Origin of the sequence: Massilia sp. IC2-477, assembly GCF_020707265.1 — a bacterium.
Lineage (GTDB): Bacteria > Pseudomonadota > Gammaproteobacteria > Burkholderiales > Burkholderiaceae_D > Telluria.
The window spans coordinates 458,701-477,736 of record NZ_JAJFEQ010000001.1 but is presented as its reverse complement, the minus strand read 5'-3'; the positions used below and the strand labels follow the sequence as shown (position 1 = coordinate 477,736).

Annotated in this window: 16 protein-coding genes; 3 read left to right on the top strand and 13 right to left on the bottom strand. The window is 67.5% G+C overall.

Annotated elements, in window-relative coordinates:
- Positions 1-92: 92 nt before the first annotated feature.
- Complete coding sequence (locus LK542_RS02100) at positions 93-1,715, bottom strand: methyl-accepting chemotaxis protein (RefSeq protein WP_227810618.1); 1,623 nt, start codon at positions 1,713-1,715, stop codon at positions 93-95.
- A gap of 50 nt (positions 1,716-1,765) precedes the next feature.
- The gene (locus LK542_RS02095) at positions 1,766-2,242 is read right to left on the bottom strand and encodes a chemotaxis protein CheW (protein ID WP_227810617.1); all 477 of its coding nucleotides are present in this window, start codon (positions 2,240-2,242) and stop codon (positions 1,766-1,768) included.
- A 271-nt stretch (positions 2,243-2,513) separates the two neighbouring features.
- On the opposite strand from LK542_RS02095, the gene LK542_RS02090 reads away from it, so the two are divergent.
- A complete protein-coding gene (locus LK542_RS02090; protein WP_227800324.1) occupies positions 2,514-3,044 on the top strand; it encodes a GNAT family N-acetyltransferase in 531 nt (176 codons plus the stop codon).
- Between the two features lie 85 nt (positions 3,045-3,129).
- Positions 3,130-5,697 carry an ATP-binding protein gene (locus tag LK542_RS02085; protein ID WP_227810616.1) on the top strand — a complete coding sequence of 856 codons (2,568 nt, stop codon included), beginning with the start codon at positions 3,130-3,132 and terminating at the stop codon, positions 5,695-5,697.
- Here LK542_RS02085 and LK542_RS02080 read toward each other — a convergent pair.
- On the bottom strand, positions 5,687-7,306 hold the full coding sequence (locus LK542_RS02080; RefSeq protein WP_227810615.1) for a M28 family peptidase: 1,620 nt from the start codon (positions 7,304-7,306) through the stop codon (positions 5,687-5,689). The genes LK542_RS02085 and LK542_RS02080 overlap by 11 nt on opposite strands.
- Before the next feature lie 100 nt (positions 7,307-7,406).
- On the opposite strand from LK542_RS02080, the gene LK542_RS02075 reads away from it, so the two are divergent.
- On the top strand, positions 7,407-7,814 hold the full coding sequence (locus LK542_RS02075) for a putative quinol monooxygenase (RefSeq protein WP_227810614.1): 408 nt from the start codon (positions 7,407-7,409) through the stop codon (positions 7,812-7,814).
- Between the two features lie 3 nt (positions 7,815-7,817).
- Here the strand turns inward: LK542_RS02075 and LK542_RS02070 are convergent, their stop codons facing one another.
- The 10 genes from LK542_RS02070 to rfaD all read right to left on the bottom strand — a co-directional run bounded on the left by LK542_RS02070 (position 7,818) and on the right by rfaD (position 19,036).
- On the bottom strand, positions 7,818-8,963 hold the full coding sequence (locus LK542_RS02070) for a sensor histidine kinase KdpD (RefSeq protein WP_227810613.1): 1,146 nt from the start codon (positions 8,961-8,963) through the stop codon (positions 7,818-7,820).
- A gap of 96 nt (positions 8,964-9,059) precedes the next feature.
- Complete coding sequence (gene kdpE, locus LK542_RS02065) at positions 9,060-9,752, bottom strand: two-component system response regulator KdpE (RefSeq protein WP_227800319.1); 693 nt, start codon at positions 9,750-9,752, stop codon at positions 9,060-9,062.
- Positions 9,745-12,459, bottom strand: coding sequence for a DUF4118 domain-containing protein (locus tag LK542_RS02060; RefSeq protein WP_227810612.1), 2,715 nt, complete (start codon positions 12,457-12,459; stop codon positions 9,745-9,747). The genes kdpE and LK542_RS02060 overlap by 8 nt, the downstream gene beginning before the upstream one ends.
- Positions 12,460-12,462: 3 nt before the next feature.
- The gene (kdpC, locus tag LK542_RS02055; protein ID WP_227810611.1) at positions 12,463-13,047 is read right to left on the bottom strand and encodes a potassium-transporting ATPase subunit KdpC; all 585 of its coding nucleotides are present in this window, start codon (positions 13,045-13,047) and stop codon (positions 12,463-12,465) included.
- A gap of 10 nt (positions 13,048-13,057) precedes the next feature.
- Positions 13,058-15,166 (bottom strand): potassium-transporting ATPase subunit KdpB, encoded by a 2,109-nt coding sequence (kdpB, locus tag LK542_RS02050; protein ID WP_227810610.1) that lies wholly within the window; start codon positions 15,164-15,166, stop codon positions 13,058-13,060.
- 2 nt (positions 15,167-15,168) lie between these two features.
- Positions 15,169-16,869 (bottom strand): potassium-transporting ATPase subunit KdpA, encoded by a 1,701-nt coding sequence (gene kdpA / locus LK542_RS02045; RefSeq protein ID WP_227810806.1) that lies wholly within the window; start codon positions 16,867-16,869, stop codon positions 15,169-15,171.
- 2 nt (positions 16,870-16,871) lie between these two features.
- Positions 16,872-16,961 carry a K(+)-transporting ATPase subunit F gene (gene kdpF / locus LK542_RS02040; protein WP_227800315.1) on the bottom strand — a complete coding sequence of 30 codons (90 nt, stop codon included), beginning with the start codon at positions 16,959-16,961 and terminating at the stop codon, positions 16,872-16,874.
- Complete coding sequence (locus LK542_RS02035; protein WP_227810609.1) at positions 16,958-17,050, bottom strand: potassium ABC transporter ATPase; 93 nt, start codon at positions 17,048-17,050, stop codon at positions 16,958-16,960. The genes kdpF and LK542_RS02035 overlap by 4 nt, the downstream gene beginning before the upstream one ends.
- Before the next feature lie 110 nt (positions 17,051-17,160).
- The gene (locus LK542_RS02030; protein WP_227810608.1) at positions 17,161-17,886 is read right to left on the bottom strand and encodes a TorF family putative porin; all 726 of its coding nucleotides are present in this window, start codon (positions 17,884-17,886) and stop codon (positions 17,161-17,163) included.
- 142 nt (positions 17,887-18,028) lie between these two features.
- Positions 18,029-19,036, bottom strand: coding sequence for an ADP-glyceromanno-heptose 6-epimerase (gene rfaD / locus LK542_RS02025; protein WP_227810607.1), 1,008 nt, complete (start codon positions 19,034-19,036; stop codon positions 18,029-18,031).

Genomic DNA, 19,036 nt, shown 5'->3' with positions numbered 1-19,036 from the left:
GCCAACGCATGAACAGTCGTTTTGGCCGTTCGAATCTGCTTTGAACGCGCGCACGGCAAAGCCGCCTTTCGTGGCCCGGTGCACCCTACCTATTACGCCGCCAGTGCCTTCAGTGCACGTTGCGGCGCGCGCACCGCTGCTGCCGGTGCCGGCGCCTGAGCCGCTTCACCGCCGGCGATGCGGAACACCGCCATCGCCTCGTTCAGCTTGGCCGCCTGTTCCTGCATGGCCTCGGATGCCGCCGCCGCCTGTTCCACCAGCGCCGCATTCTGCTGGGTCACGTGGTCCATCTCGACCACGGCCTGGTTGATCTGCTCGATGCCGGCGGTCTGCTCCTGGCTGGCCGAGCTGATCTCGCCCATGATGTCGGTCACGCGGCGCACGCTGTCCACGATTTCCTGCATGGTGGCGCCGGCTTCGGCCACCAGCTGGCTGCCGCTCGCGACCTTGTCGGTCGAATCGTTGATCAGGGCCTTGATCTCCTTGGCGGCAGCGGCCGAGCGCTGGGCCAGGTTACGCACCTCGGTCGCCACCACGGCAAAGCCGCGTCCCTGTTCGCCCGCACGCGCCGCTTCCACGGCGGCGTTCAGCGCCAGGATGTTGGTCTGGAAGGCGATGCCGTCGATCACGCCGATGATGTCGTTGATCTTGCCGGCCGAGGCGTCGATTTCGGTCATGGTGCCGACCACCTGGCCGATCACGGCGCCGCCACGCTGGGCCACCTGGGAGGCCGCTTCGGCCAGCACGTTGGCCTGGCGCGCGTTGTCGGCGTTCTGCTTGACGGTGGAGGTCAGTTCTTCCATCGACGACGCGGTTTCTTCCAGCGAGCTGGCCTGCTGCTCGGTACGGCTTGAGAGATCCTGGCTGCCGGCCGCGACTTCCGACGCCGCCACGGTGATGGTCGCGGTGCCGCTGCGCACGGTGCCGACGGTGTGCGCCAGGTTTTCGTTCATGGTCTTCAGGGCCTGCAGCAGCTGGCCGGCTTCGTCGCGGGTCGTCACTTCGATGCGGCTGGTCAGGTCGCCGGCAGCGACCGTATTCGCCACTTCCAGCGCGCGCTGCACCGGACGGGTGATCGAGCGCGTGATCGACCAGGCCACGAAGGCGGCCAGGCCCAGGGCCACGGCGCCCAGCGCCCACATCAGGCGCACCGTGCTGTCGTAGGTACGCTGCGCTTCCGCGGCCTTCTCGCTGGCGATGGCCTTCTGCAGTGCGGCCTGGTCGTTCACCGCCTTCTTCAGCTGCACCAGCAGCGGACGCAGTTCTTCAGCCAGGTGCTGGCGCGCTTCTTCGTGCGAGCCGGCATTGACGTGCTTGATCAGCTGCTCCTGGCCCGCCGTATAGCGGTCGGCGTGCTGGTTCATCTGCGCCAGCAGCTCGCGGGCTTTAGGATGCGCCAGGGTCTTCTCGAGCTCGTCGAGTACGCGGTCGATTTCCTTGCGCGACGCAAGGACTTCCTCGACCTGTTTCTGGCGATCCGCCTGTTCTTCGGTAAGCATCATGTTGCGCAGCGCGATCGCGATGTCATTGATTTCGCCGATCAGGCGCGTGGTCGCCTCGATCCGGGGCATGCGGTTGTTGACGATTTCGTCGGTGCCGGCATTGACCCTGCCGAGCATCATGTTGCTGGTCGCGATCATGCCGACGAGCATGATGCAGATGACGCCGAAGCCGAGGCCAAGGCGCTTGCCGATGTTGAGGTTTGCGAGGTTCATGGTAGTTCTCCGTAAGTGCGTGCGGGCGTCCTGCCCGGCATGTGTCGGCTTTATGCCGCTTTTTGTACGTTGGTAATCAGGCCGAGCTGTTCCGAGCTCATCAGCTTGTCGATGTCGAGCACGATCAGCATGCGCTCGCCGACGGTGCCCAGGCCGGTGATGTAATCGCCGTCCGCGGTCGTGCCCATCTCGGGCGCCGGACGCATCTGCTCGTCGCTCAGGGTGACCACGTCCGAGACGCTGTCCACCACCATCCCGATCACGTGGTTCTTGATGTTGAGGACGATGACGACGGTGAACTGGTCATAGACCGGCTCGCCCAGCTTGAACAGGATGCGCATGTCGACGATCGGCACGATCGAGCCGCGCAGGTTGGTGATGCCCTTGATGCAGGCCGGCGCACTCGGCAGCATGGTCGGTTCTTCGTAGCCGCGGATTTCCTGCACCTTCAGGATGCTGATGGCGTATTCTTCCTTCGCCAGGCGGAACGACAGGACTTCGTTGTCTTGGTTGCTCTTGGTATCCATCTTTTTTTGCTTTCGTTGACTTTCGCACAGCGCACAATTGCCGTAGCGCAAAATACATTACGTCCAAAACAGTGCAGACTCGATGGTGAAAAGGCAAAAGCGGGCAGTTTTTTTCCAAACCGGTGCATGCGTATTGCGTAGGTACAACGCTCGTATAGATGAGTTGGCTACTTCTCTTATCGCGATGAAAATTTAAGGAACGCCCGTTCGTTCTATTTCCACGTTGGCACGACTCCTGCATGGTGTTGTACATGCAGAACAGGAGACGACGATGATCATCCGCAGACTCGATGCACGCGCCATCGGGGAAGTGCGCACCCAACTGGCCACCCTGCTGCTCGATGCGGTGGCGGACGGCTTTTCGCTCGGTTTCCTCGCCGGGCTCGACGACCAGCAGCTCGACGCCTACTGGAGCGGCGTGGCAGCCGACGTGGCGCGCGGCAGCCGGGTGCTGCTGGCGGCCGAACGCAACGGGCTGCTGGTGGGCACGGTCCAGCTCGACCTGTGCCAGAAACCGAACGGCAGCAACCGCGCCGAAGTGCAGAACATGCTGGTGCATTGCACGATGCGCCGGCGCGGGGTCGGCTATGCCCTGCTCGAGGCGGCCGAGGTCGAGGCGCTGGCATTGCGCCGCGGCCTGCTGTTCCTCGACACCGAGGCCGGTTCCGGCGCCGAGCAGTTGTACCAGAAGGCCGGCTATACCCGGGTGGGCGAACTGCCCGACTATTGCTGCAGCCCGAACGGCCACTGGCGCGCCACCGCGATCTACTACAAGACCCTGTTCTCGCGCGCACGGCGCTGAACCGATGGCAGTATGTGCACGCCAAAGGTGTGCATGAGCGAAATGTCACGTAGAATCAGGCATTACCCTGAGTCCAAGAGACAACGTGACCGGCACTTCTCCCCCGATCGTCCGCAGGCCGCTGCGAGCCTACCTGCTGTGGCTGGTACTCGCCACCCTGCTGCCGGGGGTTGTCGGCGCCACACTGCTGTTCGTCCACCAGTACCAGAAGGCGCGCGCCCAGATCGAGCAAAAGACGCTGCTGACGGTGCGCGCGCTCGTGCACAGCACCGACAACAAGTTCCTGCAGGCGCAATCGATCGCCCAGACGCTGTCCACGACCGACGCTTTCAAAGAAGGTGATCTGGCTGGGGCGCACCAGGAGGCACGCGCTGCGCTGAGCTTCACCGGCAAAGGCATGAATGCGGTACTGCGCGACCGCAGCGGTCAGCAGCTGTTCAACACCACCGTCGCTTACGGCACGCCGCTGCCGCGCCATCCCACGCCCAGTATCGAGCGCGTCTTCGCGACTGGCCGGCCGGTAGTGTCGGATGTCTTCCAGGGCGTGTTGCGCAAAAGTGTGCTTGCCAGCGTCGACGTGCCGGTTTCGGTGGGTGGCCAGGTACGTTTTGTGCTGAGCATCGGACTCGGGCCGGAAGAATTCGATGACCTCCTCACCCCGAAATCCGTCCCCGATGGCGCAGTTGCGTCGCTGTTCGACCGCAATGGGACCATCTTCAACCGCAATCTCAACCGGAACAAGTCGATCGGCCAGCCGATCAACCCGCTGCTGCGCGCCGCCGCCCAGCGCAGCGATGAAGGCATCATCGCGTCCATTTCGCGCGAAGGCAGGCCCTTGACCAGCACCTTTGCGCACTCGCCCTACAGCGGCTGGGGCGTGGTCATCGGCATCCCGCGCGAGTCGGTGCGCGCCGAGCTGACGGACCAGCTGGCCCTCATGGCCCTGGTCGCCCTGGCCCTGTTCGCGATCGGCCTGTGCCTGGCCTGGCTGATCGGCGGGCGCCTGGCGCGTTCGGTGCAGGCCCTGTCGGGGCAGGCGCTGGCGCTGGGACGCGGGGAGACACCGCCGCCGCTACCCGAGGTGCACGTGCGCGAGGCCGCTGACGTGGCGGCCGCGATCGGCGACGCCAGCACGCTGCTGGCCGAACGTTCGCGCCAGCTGGCGGCCAAGGAGTCGGCGCTGCGCGAAACGCACATGCTGGCGCGCTTCGGCACCTGGCAGTGGAACCTCGACAGCGAGGAGATCGAGGTCTCGGCGTCGGTGCCGCACATCTTCGGCCGTGCAATGCCGCCCTTCGCCGAGCAGCGCGGCGCCGTGCTGCTGGAAGAATCCTGGCTGCAGGTGCAGCGCCTGACCGGCGATCTACTACGCGTGGGCGGCAGCGGCAAGCTGCAGCTGCACGCGCTGCACGCCGACGGCCACCGCATCTGGCTCGACTACCGTTGCGAAAGCGTGCACGGGCCGGACGGCCGCGTGGTGGCGCTGCGCGGCACGATGCAGGACATCACCGAGCGCGTGCGCGCCGAGGAAGCCTTGCGCCAGGCCGACCAGCGCAAGAACGAATTCCTGGCGATGCTCGCGCACGAGCTGCGCAACCCGCTGGCGCCGATCTCGTCCGGCGCCCAGCTGCTCGGCCAGGACGGGCTGGACCCGGCGCGCACCCGGCAGATCAGCGCCATCATCGCGCGCCAGGCGCGCCACATGGCCGGGCTGGTGGACGACCTGCTGGACGTCTCGCGCGTCACTCGCGGCCTGGTGGTGCTCGCGAAGGACCGGATCGACATCAACGCGGTCGTGCTCGACGCCGCCGAACAGGTGCAGGCGCTGGTGCGCGACAAGGGCCACCGGCTCGACCTGCGCCTGCTGCCCCAGCCCTGCTTCGTGCTGGGCGACCGCAAGCGCCTGGTGCAGGTGGTGGGCAACCTGCTGCACAACGCCGCCAAGTTCACCGACCGCGGCGGCGAGATCACGGTGGTGCTGAACGCCGGCAGCGACGCGCTGCTGCTGGAGGTGCGCGACAACGGCATCGGCATGCTGCCGGCGGAACTGGAGCGCGCCTTCGACATGTTCGTGCAGGGCGAACGCACGCCCGACCGCTCGCTCGGCGGCCTGGGCATCGGCCTGGCGCTGGTGCGCAGCCTGGTCGAGCTGCACGGCGGCACCGTAGCGGTGGCGAGCAGCGGCCAGGGCATGGGCACCACCTTCACGGTGCGCCTGCCGCGCTGCGCGGAACGCGGCGCGTTGGACGCGGAAAGCAGCGAAGGCGTGGCAGCCGAGGGTGGGCGCCTGAAAGTGCTGGTGGTGGACGACAACGTCGATGCCGCCCAGGTGCTGTCGATGGTGGTCGGCAGCATGGGCCACGAGGTGCGGGTCGAACACGGCTCGCACGCGGCGCTGGCGCAGGCCTCGAACTTCGCGCCCGATTTGTGCCTGCTCGACATCGGCCTGCCCGAGATGGACGGTTACGAACTGGCGCGCCGCCTGCGCGAGCTGCCGGCCACGGCCCACGCGACCCTGGTCGCGGTGACCGGCTACGGCCAGGACCAGGACCGCCGCAACAGTGCGGCGGCGGGCTTCGACCACCACCTGGTCAAGCCGGTGGACATGGAGGCGCTCGACCGGATCGTGGCCGCCGAGTCGACTAACGCTTGACGCTTCCGAAGGGGTCGCCCTTCTTCCACGTCGGCATGGCGGGCGCGTTCGCCACCGCGTAGCCGAGGTTCAGGGTGAACTGGGCCTGCTGCACCATGCCCGACAGGTCCCAGTCGGCGCGGTATTCGTCGCTGACCTGGTGGTAGTCCTTCTTGAAGCCCACCATCTTCTCGCTCGACGCGGTGTGGTCGTGCGCGAACTCGAAGTGCCCGTCGCCCGAGAACACGGCCGAGCCCACGTTAAACGCCGGCACGCCGGCCTTGGCGAAGTTGAAGTGGTCGGCGCGGAAGTAGGAACCTGACAGGTCGGGGATGGTGGGCGCGAGCTTCAGGCCCATGCCTTTGGCCACCGTTGCCGCGGTCTCGTACAGGCTGCTGCGCTCTGCGCCCGGCACCCCGATATCGCGGGTAGGGCCGACGAAGTTCAGGCTGTCGAGGTTCAGGTCGGCCGCCGTTTTTGCCAGCGGCACCACCGGGTTCTTGACGTAGGCGGCGCTGCCCAGCAGGCCCTGCTCCTCGGCCGCCGGCCACAGGAAGACCTGGGTGCGGCGCGCCGGTTTCTTCACGGCCTCCTGGGCCATCGCCAGCAGCGCGGCGGTGCCGGAGGCGTTGTCGATGGCGCCGTTGTAGATCCGGTCCCTGCCCTTCTGCGTGCCTTCGTCGATGCCCATGTGGTCCCAGTGCGAGGAATACACCACCGCCTGCTCCTTGAGCTTCGGGTCCGTGCCCGGCACGATGCCGACCACGTTGTACTGCTCGACGCTGCGGATCGCGGACTTCAGTTCGACCTTGGCCGCCACCTTCAGGTCGACCGGCCGGAAGTCGCGCCGCTCGGCCTGGGCGCGCAGGGTATCGAGCTCGAAGCCGCCGGCCGCAAACAGCTCGCGCGCCGTGTCTTCGTGCAGCCAGCCTTCGATCGGGTTGCCCGGTCCGGCCAGGTGGAAGCGCTCGTGGCCGAAGCCGTTGGCCGGCACGCTCCATGGATACGAAGACGACGGCAGCGTGTGGATCAGCAGCACGCCGGCCGCACCCTTGCGCACCGCTTCCTCGAACTTGTACAGCCAGCGTCCGTACCAGGTGTAGGCCTTGCCGTCGAAGCGCTTCGGTTCTTCCGCGGTAGGCTGGGGGTCGTTGACCATCATGACCAGGATCTTGCCCTTCACATCCACGCCCTTGTAGTCGTCCCACTGTTCTTCCGGGGCCGAGACGCCGTAGCCGACGAACAGCAGCGGCGCGTCGAAGGCGAGCTCGGTGCGCCCGCTGCCGGTGCCGAACACGATGCCCTTGCCGATCTCCGGAGTGATGCGCTTGCCGCCGGCCTGGAAGCTCACCGCGCTGCCGGGGAGCAGCCTGGTGCCTTCGATCTCGACCTTCTGGCGGTAGCCGCCGCCGGGGATCTCCTTCAGGCCGATGATCGCGGCCTGCGTCTCGAGGTAGCGCACCGCCAGGTCGCCGCCGCGCTGGCCGGTGCCGCGGCCTTCGAACAGGTCGTCGGCGAGGAAGGCCAGGTGGCCGCGCAGCACCGGTTCGGCAATGCGCGGGGCCTGCTGGGCGTGGGCCGCGGAGGACAGGACCAGGGAAGCTGCAAGGGCAAGACGGGAAAGTCGCATCGGGTATTCCATTCGGGAGAGGCCTGCTTGGCAAACCCCCATCTTAGCGCAGCCCACCGGGACTTGTTTATACTTGCTGTTTATTTAATCGGGAGCTGCCATGACGATGAACCGACGCACGGCCGCGAAGACCCTGGCGGCACTCGCTGCCCTGCCCATGGCCACCCAGGCCGCGCCAGAACAGAAGGAAGCGACACCCATGTACGGATTGATCGGAAAAATGCGCGCCCAGCCGGGCCAGCGCGACGCCCTCATCGCCATCCTGCTCGAAGGGACGGGTGCGATGCCGGGCTGCCTGAGCTACGGCATCGCCAAGGACAAGGCGGACCCTGATGCGATCTGGATCACCGAGACCTGGGATAGCCAGGCCAGCCACAAGGCTTCGCTCTCGCTGCCCGCGGTGCAGGCCGCGATCGCCAGGGGTCGCCCCCTGATCGCCGGATTCGGCGAACGCTTCGAGACCGAACCGGTCGGCGGCCACGGCACCATGAGCAAGCGCAGCGCCTAGGTTCTAAGCGGCGGTCGGTGCGCCGGCGAACGGCCGCGCGTCGGCCGGCAGGTCGATCACGAAAGCGGTGCCGTCTTCCACCGAGCTGGACATGATGACGCTGCCGCCGTGCGCTTCGGCGACGCGCCGTACATAGGGCAGGCCCACGCCCCAGCCCTGGCCCGGTCCCTGGCTGCCGGCGCGGCGGTAGAGCTGGAAAATGCTTTCGCTGTCTTCCGGCGCGATCGGCGGTCCCTGGTTATGCACCATCACCTGCACACGCTCGACCGTGGTCGACAGGGTCACCGTGATCGGGACCTCGCGCGATCCGTACTTGATCGCATTATTGACCAGGTTCTCGATAGCGCGGCGAATCGCCTCTCCGCACCACCAGCCTTCGACCGGATCGTCACCCAAGGCCAGCTCGATGGCGTGGAAAGGCTCGGCCGACTGCACTACGTCGCGCACCAGCGCCGCCATGTCGAAGCGCTCGAGGCGCAGCCGTACCGGCCCGGTCTTGCAGAAGGCGATGCGGTCGAGCAGCTCACGCGTCATGCCGTCGATGCGCTGGGTGCTGGCCACGATCTTCTCGGCGAAGCGGCGCACGTTCTCGTCGCTGGAAGTATGGTTGATCATCTCGGCTGCCAGCTGGGCGGTGGACAGCGGCGTTCGCAGGTCGTGCGCCATCGAGGCGACGAACTGCTCGCGCAGGGCCGCCTGCACCACCGTGAAGGCGTTCGCGCTTTCCCGGATCGTGGCATCGACGTGGGCGAACAGGGTGGCGCGCTGGCCCTCGTCGAGCGTCACGCCATGGCGTCCCAGCTCGCGCACCAGCACGTCGCGGAAGATCTGCAGCTCGTGAATCAGGGCGGTGGCATCGTACAGCGTCAGGCGCGCGCGCTCGCCGCCATGCTCGCTCGCCAGCGCGCCGAGGTCGGTGACCACGCGCGCCGAATAGTTTGGCGTGAGCAGCGCAGCCAGGGTGTCGAAATAGGCCGGCAGCGTGTTCTCGAGGACCGGCAGGGAAAGATCCTCGGCCTGCGGAACGGCACTGCGCACCTCGTCCATCCAGGCCTGCAGCACCTGCCCGCGCAGGGCGACCATGGCGCGTGTGATGGGGAAAAGCTCGGGATCGTCCGGCGACAGGTGTCCGGTCAGGTTTGCACTCATGCCTCAGCCGTGTTGTCAAAGTAGAACGTCAACCCAGTCTACACGACGGCTATCCTGGACGGCGCGTGAATGCTCATGACGTGTTGCGCCGCCGGGTCAGCCCAGCCACAGGCGGTAGCCGACCCCGGTCTCGGTGAGCAGGTGGCGCGGCTGGGCCGGGTCGTCCTCGAGCTTGTGGCGCAGGTGGCCCATGTAGATGCGCAGGTAGTGGCCGCTCTCCGCATGGCCCGGCCCCCACACGGCGCGCAGCAACTGGGGAGCGGTCAGGACCCGCCCGGCATTGCCGACCAGGACCGACAGCAGCCGGTATTCGGTCGGGGTCAGGTGCACATGCTTGCCGTCGCGCGTGACGCTGCGTTCCTGGGGATAGACGGCCACGCTGCCGAAGCGCACGCTGCCGTCCTCGCGGGTGGCGGGCTGGCGCTGGCGCCGCAGGGTCGCGCGCACGCGCGCCAGCAGCTCGCCGGTGCCGAATGGCTTGGTGAGGTAGTCGTCGGCGCCGGCGTCGAGCGCGCGGATCTTTTCGCTTTCCAGGCTGCGTGCCGACAGCACGATCACCGGCGCCGCCGACCACTTGCGCAGGTCGGCGATGAAGTCGATGCCGTCGCCGTCCGGCAGGCCGAGGTCGAGCACCACCAGGTCGGGGCGGCGCGTGCCGGCGTCGATCAGGCCGCGCGCCATGCTGGCGGCTTCGTGCACCTGCCAGCCTTCCTGCTCCAGCGCGGCGCGCACGAAGCGGCGGATCTGGGGTTCGTCTTCGACCAGCAGCGCGGTCGGCTTGTCACTCATGTGGGCTATCCGTAGGCAATTCGGGTTCGGGGGTCGCGGGCGGCTGGCCGGCGGGCAGCGAAAACACGAAGCCGGCTCCGCCCAGCGGCGAAGCGCAGGCGCGGATGCGCCCCCCATGGGCCTCGACGATGGCGCGGCAGATCGCCAGCCCCAGGCCCACGCCCGGCAGCGCCGATTCGCACTCGCCGCGGGTGAACTTCTCGAACACCGCTTCCTCGCTGCCGGGCTTCAATCCGGGACCGCTGTCGAAGACCATGACCTCGACCAGCGCGTCGCGCACGGCCGCACCGATTTCGATGCGCGAACCCGGCGGCGTGTATTTTGCGGCATTCTCGAGCAGGTTGCACAGCACCCGCTCGACCAGCACGGCGTCGAAGCGTAGCAGCGGCATGTCGTGCGGCAGGCGCACGGTCACGTGGTGCCGGCGCAGCGCGGCGCTGCTGGCGCGCAGGGCCGCCCCGACCACCTCTTCCAGCGCCTGCCAGTCGAGGTTGAAGCGCACCTGGCCGCTTTCGATGCGCGCCATGTCGAGCAGGTTCGCCACCATGGTGACGAGGCGCAGCGACTCGTCGTGCAGCGCCTGGGCCAGCTCGCGCGGCGCCTGCGCCAGCGGCGGCTCGGCACGCAGCAGCGACTCGGACAGGCCCACCAGCGATGTGAGGGGCGTGCGCAGGTCGTGCGACAGCGCCGCCAGCAGCGAGTTGCGCAGGCGCTCGGATTCCATGCCCACCAGCGCCGACTGCGCCACCTCCACGTAATGCACGCGCTCGAGCGCGATCGCGGCCAGCGCCGCCAGGGCGTCGAGCTGGCGGCGCTGCTCCGGCCCGAGGGTCCAGCGCCCGCGTTCCGGCCCACCCTGCGGCTCGATCGCCAGCACGCCGCGGGTACGCATCGGCGCCACTAGCGGCAGGTAGAACACGGAACTGGCCGGCAGCGTGTCGGTGCCCAGACCCGCAACCTGGGCATGGTCGAAGGCCCATTGCGCGATTCCGGCATCGAAGCCGGGCGGCGGAGCATCGGGCAGCACCAGCTTGCCGTCGGCGTCCGGCGCGAGCAGGGTCGCGCGGGCGCCGAAGGCTTCCTGGACCAGGGCCTGGGTCGCTTCGACCACCTGTTCCGCGACCAGCACGCCGGACAGCTCGCGCGCGAATTCGTAGAGGGCGCGCACGCGCTGCTCGCGCCGCGCCGCCACCCGGGCCTGGAAGCGCAGGCCGGCCGTCAGGTGGCCGGTGATCAGGCCGACGGCCAGCATGACCCCGAAGGTGATCACATACTGGAAATCGGACACCGCCAGGGTGAAGCGCGGCGGCACGAAGAAGAAGTCAAAGCAGGCCACGCCGACGCAGGTGGCGGTCACGGACGGCGCGCGCCCGAAGCGCACCGCCACCAGCACCACCACCAGCAGGAACAGCATGGCGATGTTGGCCAGGTCGAGCCAGGGCAGGAGCGGCGTGACGGCAGCCGCCGTGAGCAGGCTGGCGCCGGCCGCCACCAGGTGCGGCAGTGGGCGTATCCTGCCAGCGGGCGCCTGTGCCGCCGGTGGGCGCGGGGTGGTGGACGGCGCGACGGCGGGCGCGCCGACCTCGATCAGGTCGAGCCCGGGCGCCAGCCGCGCCAGGCGGCGTGCCACCTGGCGCTGCCAGGGCCAGCGCAGGTGCGAGCGGCCCAGGGCGATCTTCGACAGGTTGTGGCTGCGCGCATAGTCGACCGCGGCCTGGGCCACCTCCCCGTCCGCCACCGTGGCAGTGGTCGCGCCGAGGTCCTCGGCCAGCGCGAGCGCGGCCAGCATGCGCGCGCGCGCCGCCGCCGGCAGGCGCGCCAGGCGCGGGGTTTCCACGTACAGCGCGTGCCAGCCGGTGCCCAGCTGCGAAGCCATGCGCGCGCAGCTGCGTACCAGGTGCTCGCCGGCGGAGTCTGGCCCGATGCACAGCAGCAGGCCGGCCCCGGTCTTCCAGATGTCCTCGATCGACTGCTCAATGCGCCAGGCGCGCACCTCGCCTTCGACGCGGTCGGCGGTGCGGCGTAGCGCCAGTTCGCGCAGCGCGATCAGGTTGCCCTTCCTGAAGAAGTTGTCGGCCGCTCGCTCGGCCTGGGCCGGCTGGTAGACCTTGCCCTGCTTCAGACGCTTCAATAGCGCATCGGCTGGCAGGTCGACCATCACGATTTCGGCCGCCTCGTCGAACACGCTGTCGGGGACCGTTTCGGCGACGCGGATGCCGGCGATGCCCCCCACCACGTCGTTCAGGCTTTCCAGGTGCTGGACGTTCACCGTGCTCAGGACGTCGATGCCGGCCTCCAGCAGTTCTTCGACGTCCTGCCAGCGCTTGGGGTGGCGCGAGCCCGGCGCGTTCGAATGCGCCAGTTCGTCGACCAGGACCACGGCCGGACGCCGCGCCAGCGCCGCATCGAGGTCGAATTCGCCGATGCGTACGCCGCGGTGCTCGACCTGGCGGCGCGGCAGCTGCACCAGGCCCTCCAGCAGCTGCGCCGTTTCCTGCCGTCCGTGGGTCTCCACCACGCCGACCAGCACCTCCCTGCCCTCGGCCTGCAGGCGGCGCGCTTCCTGCAACATGGCGTAGGTCTTGCCCACGCCGGCCGAAGCGCCGAAATAGATGCGCAGCCTGCCGCGCGCCGCGCTGCGCTCCTGGGCATGCATCTGCGCCAGCAGGGCATCGGGGTCGGGGCGTTGGGGGACGTTCAGCGGCATGGTTCAGCGAGTATCGCGCACTTGGGCGTCGAGCGCCAGATTCAGGGCCAGCACGTTGACGCGGGCCTCGTCGAACAGGCCCAATACCGCCTGTTCCGCGTGCGCATCGATCAGCTGCTGGACGTCGGCCAGGGCCAGGCCGCGCGCCCTGGCCACCCGGGCCGCCTGCCAGCGCGCACCCGCCAGGCTGATCTCGGGATCGAGCCCGCTGGCCGAGGCGGTGACCAGATCTTGCGGGATCGGAGCGCCGTTGTCCGGATCGGCGGCGCGAAGCGCCTCGGCGCGCCCCTTGACCGCCTCCAGCAGGGCCGGATTGAGCGGCCCCTGGTTCGAGCCGGAAGAGCCGCCGCCGTTGTAGGGCGCCGGTGCGGTTGCCGAGGGACGGCCCCAGAAATACTGCGGCGCTTCGAAATGCTGGCCGATCAGGCGCGAGCCGACTACCCGGTCGCCCTGCTTCAGCAGGCTGCCGTTGGCCTGGTCCGGAAAGGCGGCCTGGGCGATGCCGGTGACCAGCGCCGGGTAGGCGAGGCCGCAGACCAGGGTGAGTGCGCCAAACAGGACAAGCGCGGGACGGAGAATGGATTGCATACGCGATTCCTCAAACAAGGTTCAGGGCGGTCAAGACCATGTCGATCAGCTTGATGCCGGCGAAGGGCAGCAGGATGCCGCCCAGGCCGTACACCAGCATGTTCCGGCGCAGCAGGCTGGCGGCCCCGATTGCCCGGTAGCGCACGCCCTTCAAAGCCAATGGAATCAGGAACACGATGATCAGGGCGTTGAAGATCACCGCCGACATGATGCTCGATGCGGGACTGGTCAGCTGCATGACGTTAAGCGCCTGCAGCGCCGGATAGGTGCCGACGAAGGCGGCCGGCACGATGGCGAAGTACTTGGCGATGTCGTTGGCGATCGAGAAGGTGGTCAGCGCGCCGCGTGTCATCAGCATCTGCTTGCCGATCTCGACGATCTCCAGCAGCTTGGTCGGGTTCGAGTCGAGGTCGACCATGTTGCCGGCTTCCTTGGCCGCCTGGGTGCCGGATGCCATCGCCACCGCGACATCGGCCTGGGCCAGCGCCGGCGCGTCGTTGGTGCCGTCGCCGGTCATGGCCACCAGCTTGCCTTCCCCTTGGTAGCGGCGGATCAGCTCCAGCTTCTGCTCCGGCGTGGCCTCGGCGACGAAGTCGTCCACGCCCGCCTCGGCCGCGATGGCGGCGGCGGTCAGGCGGTTGTCGCCAGTGATCATGACAGTCTTCACGCCCATGCGGCGCAGCTCGGCGAAGCGTTCGCGGATCCCGCCCTTGACCACGTCCTTGAGTTCGACTACGCCCATCACCTGGCCGCCGTCGGCCACCACCAGCGGGGTGCTGCCGCGACGCGCGGCGGCGTCGGCGATTGCTTCCACTTCGGCGGACCAGGTCGCGCCGAGCGCTTCCACGTAGGCGCGGATGGCGCTGGCCGCGCCCTTGCGCAGGCGGCGAGCGCCGATATCCGCGCCGCTCATGCGGGTCTGTGCGGTGAACGGAACGAAGCTGGCGCCCAGGGCAGACATGTCGCGCTCGCGGATATTGAAGCGGCTCTTGGCGAGCACCGCGATGCTGCGCCCTTCCGGGGTCTCGTCGGCCAGCGAGGCCAGTTGCGCGACGTCCGCCAGTTCCTGTTCGCTCACGCCCGGCGCCGGCAGGAAGGCGGCGGCCTGCCGGTTGCCGAAGGTGATGGTGCCGGTCTTGTCCATCAACAGCACGTCGACGTCGCCCGCCGCCTCGACCGCGCGGCCCGAGGTGGCGATGACGTTGGCGCCCATCATGCGGCTCATGCCGGCCACGCCGATGGCCGACAAGAGGCCGCCAATGGTGGTGGGAATGAGGCAGACCAGCAGCGCGACCAGCACCGTGATCGTCACCGGCTGCCCTGCCCCCGCGGCTTCCACCGAGAACAGCGAGAACGGCAGCAGGGTCACGGTCACCACCAGGAATACGATGGTCAGCGCCACCAGCAAGATGGTGAGCGCAATCTCGTTTGGCGTCTTCTTGCGTGAGGCGCCTTCGACCATGCCGATCATGCGGTCGAGGAAGGTCTCGCCGGGGTCGGCCGTGACGCGCACCACCAGCCAGTCCGACAGCACGCGGGTGCCGCCGGTGACGGCGCTGAAGTCGCCGCCGGACTCGCGGATCACGGGGGCGGATTCGCCGGTGATGGCGCTTTCGTCGACCGAGGCGACGCCCTCCAGCACCTCGCCGTCCACGGGAATCACATCGCCCGCCTCGACCAGGAAGTGCATGCCCTTGCGCAGCTCTTCCGATTTCACCGGGTACCAGGTAGCGCCGTGGTGCGGCGACGGCAGCTTCTTGGCCATCACGGTCTGTTTCAGGCTGCGCAGCGACGCCGCCTGCGCCTTGCTGCGGCCTTCGGCCAGGGCTTCGGCGAAGTTCGCGAACAGCACCGTGAACCAGAGCCAGGCCGCGGTCGCCGCGATGAAGCCGGCGGGCGCCTCACCCTGGCCGGCAAAGGCATCGATCGCCAGCAGGGTGGTCAGGATGCTGCCCGCGTAGACCACGAACATGACGGGGCTGCGCAGCTGGGTGCGCGGGTGCAGCTTGCGGAAGGAGTCGGCGATGGCCGGGCCGAGCAGCGTCGAGTCGAAGAGGCTCAAGCTGCGGCGCCCTGGGATCGCCTGGGGAATGGTGGTGTCGATGACAGGTGGTTTCATGATCATTTGGCGAACAGTTGAAGATGCTCGACCACCGGGCCCAGGGCGAGCGCCGGCACGTAGTTGAGGATACCGACCAGCACGACGGTACCGGCCAGCAGGCCGACGAACAGCGGACCGTGGGTCGGCATGGTGCCGGCATTGGCAGCGAGGCGCTGGCGCGCGGCAAGCGAACCGGCGATTGCCAGCACCGGGACGATCACGCCGAAGCGGCCGAACCACATCGCCACCGCCAGCAGGGTGTTGTAGAACGGCGTATTGGCGGAGAGGCCGGCGAAGGCGCTGCCGTTGTTGTTGGCGGCGGAGCTCAGCGCATACAGGACTTCGGAGAAACCGTGCGCCCCCGGGTTGGCGATGCCGGCCTTGCCGGCGCCCGCCACCACCGCGATCGCTGTGCCGACCAGCACCAGGCAGGGCGTGATCAGGATGACCAGCGAGGCCATCTTCATTTCGAAGGCGCCGATCTTCTTGCCCAGGTATTCCGGGGTGCGGCCGATCATCAAGCCGGCGATGAAGACCGCCAGGATGGCGAATACCAGCATGCCATACAGGCCCGATCCGACGCCGCCGAAGACCACCTCGCCCAACTGCATCAGCACCATCGGCACCATGCCGCCCAGGGGCATGAAGGAGTCGTGCATGGCATTCACCGCGCCACAAGAAGCGGCGGTGGTGACGGCCGCAAACAGGCTCGAGCCAGCGATGCCGAAGCGGGTCTCCTTGCCTTCCATGTTGCCGGCGGCGGCATCGACGCCGAGTGACGTGAGCAGAGGATTGGTCGCGCTTTCCGCCGCATAGGTCAGCATGGCGGCGCCGACGAACAGCACGGTCATGGTGGCGAGCACCGCACAGCCCTGGCGCATGTCCCCCACCATGCGCCCGAAGCTGAAGCACAGGCCTGCGGGAATCAGGAAGATGGCGATCATCTGCACGAAGTTCGACAGTGCGTTCGGGTTTTCGAAGGGGTGAGCCGAATTGGCGTTGAAGTAGCCGCCGCCGTTGGTGCCCAGCAGCTTGATGGCTTCCTGCGAAGCCACTGGTCCCATCGGGATGCTCTGGGTCGCGGCCTCCAGCGTATGCGCATCGACATGGCCTGAAAAATTCTGCACCACGCCCTGGCTGGCGAAGAACACGGCGAACACGATCGACAGCGGCAGCAGCACGTACAGGGTGGCGCGGGTCAGGTCGACCCAGAAATTGCCGATGGCGCTGCTCGAGCGGGCGGCAAAGCCGCGGATCAGCGCAAAGGCAACGGCGATGCCGGTGGCGGCCGAGAAGAAGTTCTGGCCCGCGAGCGCGACCATCTGGGTCAGGACGCTCATGGTCTGCTCGCCGCTGTAGCCCTGCCAGTTGGTGTTGGCAACAAAACTGACGGCGGTGTTGAACGAAGAATCGGGGCCGACGTTGGCCATGCCTTCGGGATTGAGCGGCAGCCAGGCCTGCATGCGCTGCACGCCATAGACGGCAATGGCGCCCACGGCGTTGAAGGCGATCAGCGCCAGCGCGTACGCTTTCCAGGTCTGCGCTGCGGTACAGCCCTCTCCGGCCGCGCGGTAGAACAGCGCTTCGATCTTGCCCATCCAGCGCATGCCGGGAACGGCAGCGCTATCGGCAACACGGGCCATGAACAGGCCCAGGGGATAGCCCAGCAGGAGCAGGACCAGCAGGAAGACCGCCAGCAGCGGAACGAAGTCGGAGAACATGCTCACAGGTCCTCCGCCTTGAACAGGGCCACCAGCAGGTAGACCAGCAGCCCGGCGGCGACCAGGCCGCCGACGATGTAGAAACCGTTCATTGCTTGCCCCCCAGCTGCTCGCAGCCGGCCAGCAGCAGCCAGGTCAGCACAAAGAAGAGGAGGAAGGCGCCGATGAAAAGGACGTCCATGGGTACTCGCTTTCGACGTTGTTGTTATGGGAAGGAGCGTAGTGGCGCCGCGCGAAACGGGGCGTAAAAAGGGCGTGGCGCCGTGTAAACGCGTTGTAAACGCGCTGTACCTAGAAGATGGCGCCGACAGTCAGCTGCAGCGCGCTCTTGCCGAGGAACTTGCCGTTGGCAGGCGAGGCGTAAGCGATCTTGCCGGCGTTGGTGCCGATCACGGCCAGGGTCACCGTCGCGGGGCCATAGGCACGGGCGGCGCCGATCTTCCAGTCGGTATAGCTGGCCGCACCGTTGTTTTCGACACGCTGGCGGCCGGCGTGCAGCTGCACGGTAAGGCCGTCGCCGGCGTCGATGCTGGCGCCCATGTCGAGGTAGCCGCTGCCCTTGCTGTCGACAAAGCCGAACAGGTTGGTGGTCGCGTGCGAGTACTTGACGTAGGCCGGGCCGTAGCCGATCTGGCCGTAGACTTCGGTGGTGTGGGCGTTGGCAAAGCCGCTCACCTTGCCCAGTTCATTGCCGGCATAGAGGTAGCGCAGGACACCGGCGTCGTAGCTGAAGCCTGGAGCGAACTCGCCACGCTTGCCGCCGTAGAGGTCCAGTTCGAGCTTGCCGTCGCCGCCTGCGTCCTCGATCCATTTGATGGTCGAGACCCAGGCGCCGGCATACCAGCCGGACGAATGCGCGTAGTCGGCGCCGCCCTGCAGCGCGGGCTGCAGGCGGGTCTGCGAGATGCCGCGGTAGCGGTAATCGCTGGTGACGGCGGCGTTGAAGGTGGTTTGCGCGTGGGCGCTTGCGGCGAGGGAGGCGCCGGCCAGGATGGCGGCGTGGATCAGTGCTTTCATGGTGTCCTGCGTGTTGTTGTTGGAGCAGGTGAAAGCGTATGGTTTGGGGTGTAAAAACGGGCTAAAAGCTTCGGTGCGGGGTGTAAACGGGATGTATAGGTGCTGCGGGGGAGTGGGCCCCGGCCTGGGCCGGGGCGACGGATCATGCTTTGACAGTGCTCTTCAGGTATTGCATGTATTTGGCGACGCCGGTAGCCACGTCCGTGAACGGCTCGGTGTAGCCGGCGGCGCGCAGCGCGCCAATGTCGGCCTGGGTGAAGCTCTGGTACTTGCCCTTCAGTTTGTCCGGGAAAGGCAGGTATTCGAGCAGGCCCTGTTCGACGAGCTGCTCGAGGGTCAGCGCCGGCCTGCCTTCGTTGGCCAGGGCGTTGACGGTGGCGACGGCCAGGTCGTTGAAGGGCTGGGCGCGGCCGGTGCCGAGGTTGAAAATGCCGCGCTGGTCCGGGTTATCGAGGAAGAACAGGTTCACCTTCACGACGTCTTCGACGTAGATGAAGTCGCGCATCTGGGTACCGGCCTCGTAGCCTTCGTTGGCGCCGAACAGCTTGACCTTGCCCTCTTTCTGGAACTGGTGGAACTGGTGGAAGGGAACCGAGGCCATCGTTCCCTTGTGCCCTTCCAGCGGGCCGTAGACGTTGAAGTAGCGCAGGCCCACGACCTGGCTGCCCTTCCCCATCCCGTGCTGCTGCCAGTAGCGGCGCATGTACTGGTCGAACAGGAATTTCGAATACCCGTAGACGTTGAGCGGGCGCTCGTACTGGCGCTCTTCCTTGAACACGCTGCCGCCGCCGTACACCGCGGCCGAGGACGCGTAGATGAAGGGAATGCGCTCGCGCTGGCAGTACTCGAACAGGGCGATCGTGTACTCGTAGTTATTCGCCATCATGTAGCGGCCGTCCGTCTCCATGGTGTTGGAGCAAGCGCCCTGGTGCAGCACGGCGCTGAACTTGCCGTCGAATTCGCCGGCCTTCAGGCGCACCAGGAAGTCTTCCTTGTCCGCGTAGTCGGCCACCTCGGTATCGACGATGTTGAGGAATTTTTCAGGACGCGACATGTTATCGACCGCGAACACGCTGAAGGGCTTGCGGCTTGACAGTGCGTGCACCAGGTTGGCTCCGATGAAGCCTGCTGCGCCAGTAACCAGTATCAT

Bases quoted from the DNA above. Each gene is read 5' to 3' on its own strand.
- rfaD (WP_227810607.1), bottom strand. From the start codon at position 19,036: ATGATACTGGTTACTGGCGCAGCAGGCTTCATCGGAGCCAACCTGGTG.
- LK542_RS02095 (WP_227810617.1), bottom strand. From the start codon at position 2,242: ATGGATACCAAGAGCAACCAAGACAACGAAGTCCTGTCGTTCCGCCTG.
- LK542_RS02060 (WP_227810612.1), bottom strand. From the start codon at position 12,459: ATGCCGCTGAACGTCCCCCAACGCCCCGACCCCGATGCCCTGCTGGCG.
- kdpF (WP_227800315.1), bottom strand. From the start codon at position 16,961: ATGAACGGTTTCTACATCGTCGGCGGCCTGGTCGCCGCCGGGCTGCTG.
- kdpA (WP_227810806.1), bottom strand. From the start codon at position 16,869: ATGTTCTCCGACTTCGTTCCGCTGCTGGCGGTCTTCCTGCTGGTCCTG.
- LK542_RS02030 (WP_227810608.1), bottom strand. From the start codon at position 17,886: ATGAAAGCACTGATCCACGCCGCCATCCTGGCCGGCGCCTCCCTCGCC.
- LK542_RS02075 (WP_227810614.1), top strand. From the start codon at position 7,407: ATGACGATGAACCGACGCACGGCCGCGAAGACCCTGGCGGCACTCGCT.
- kdpC (WP_227810611.1), bottom strand. From the start codon at position 13,047: ATGCAATCCATTCTCCGTCCCGCGCTTGTCCTGTTTGGCGCACTCACC.
- kdpB (WP_227810610.1), bottom strand. From the start codon at position 15,166: ATGAAACCACCTGTCATCGACACCACCATTCCCCAGGCGATCCCAGGG.
- LK542_RS02090 (WP_227800324.1), top strand. From the start codon at position 2,514: ATGATCATCCGCAGACTCGATGCACGCGCCATCGGGGAAGTGCGCACC.
- LK542_RS02080 (WP_227810615.1), bottom strand. From the start codon at position 7,306: ATGCGACTTTCCCGTCTTGCCCTTGCAGCTTCCCTGGTCCTGTCCTCC.
- LK542_RS02100 (WP_227810618.1), bottom strand. From the start codon at position 1,715: ATGAACCTCGCAAACCTCAACATCGGCAAGCGCCTTGGCCTCGGCTTC.
- LK542_RS02035 (WP_227810609.1), bottom strand. From the start codon at position 17,050: ATGGACGTCCTTTTCATCGGCGCCTTCCTCCTCTTCTTTGTGCTGACC.
- kdpE (WP_227800319.1), bottom strand. From the start codon at position 9,752: ATGAGTGACAAGCCGACCGCGCTGCTGGTCGAAGACGAACCCCAGATC.
- LK542_RS02070 (WP_227810613.1), bottom strand. From the start codon at position 8,963: ATGAGTGCAAACCTGACCGGACACCTGTCGCCGGACGATCCCGAGCTT.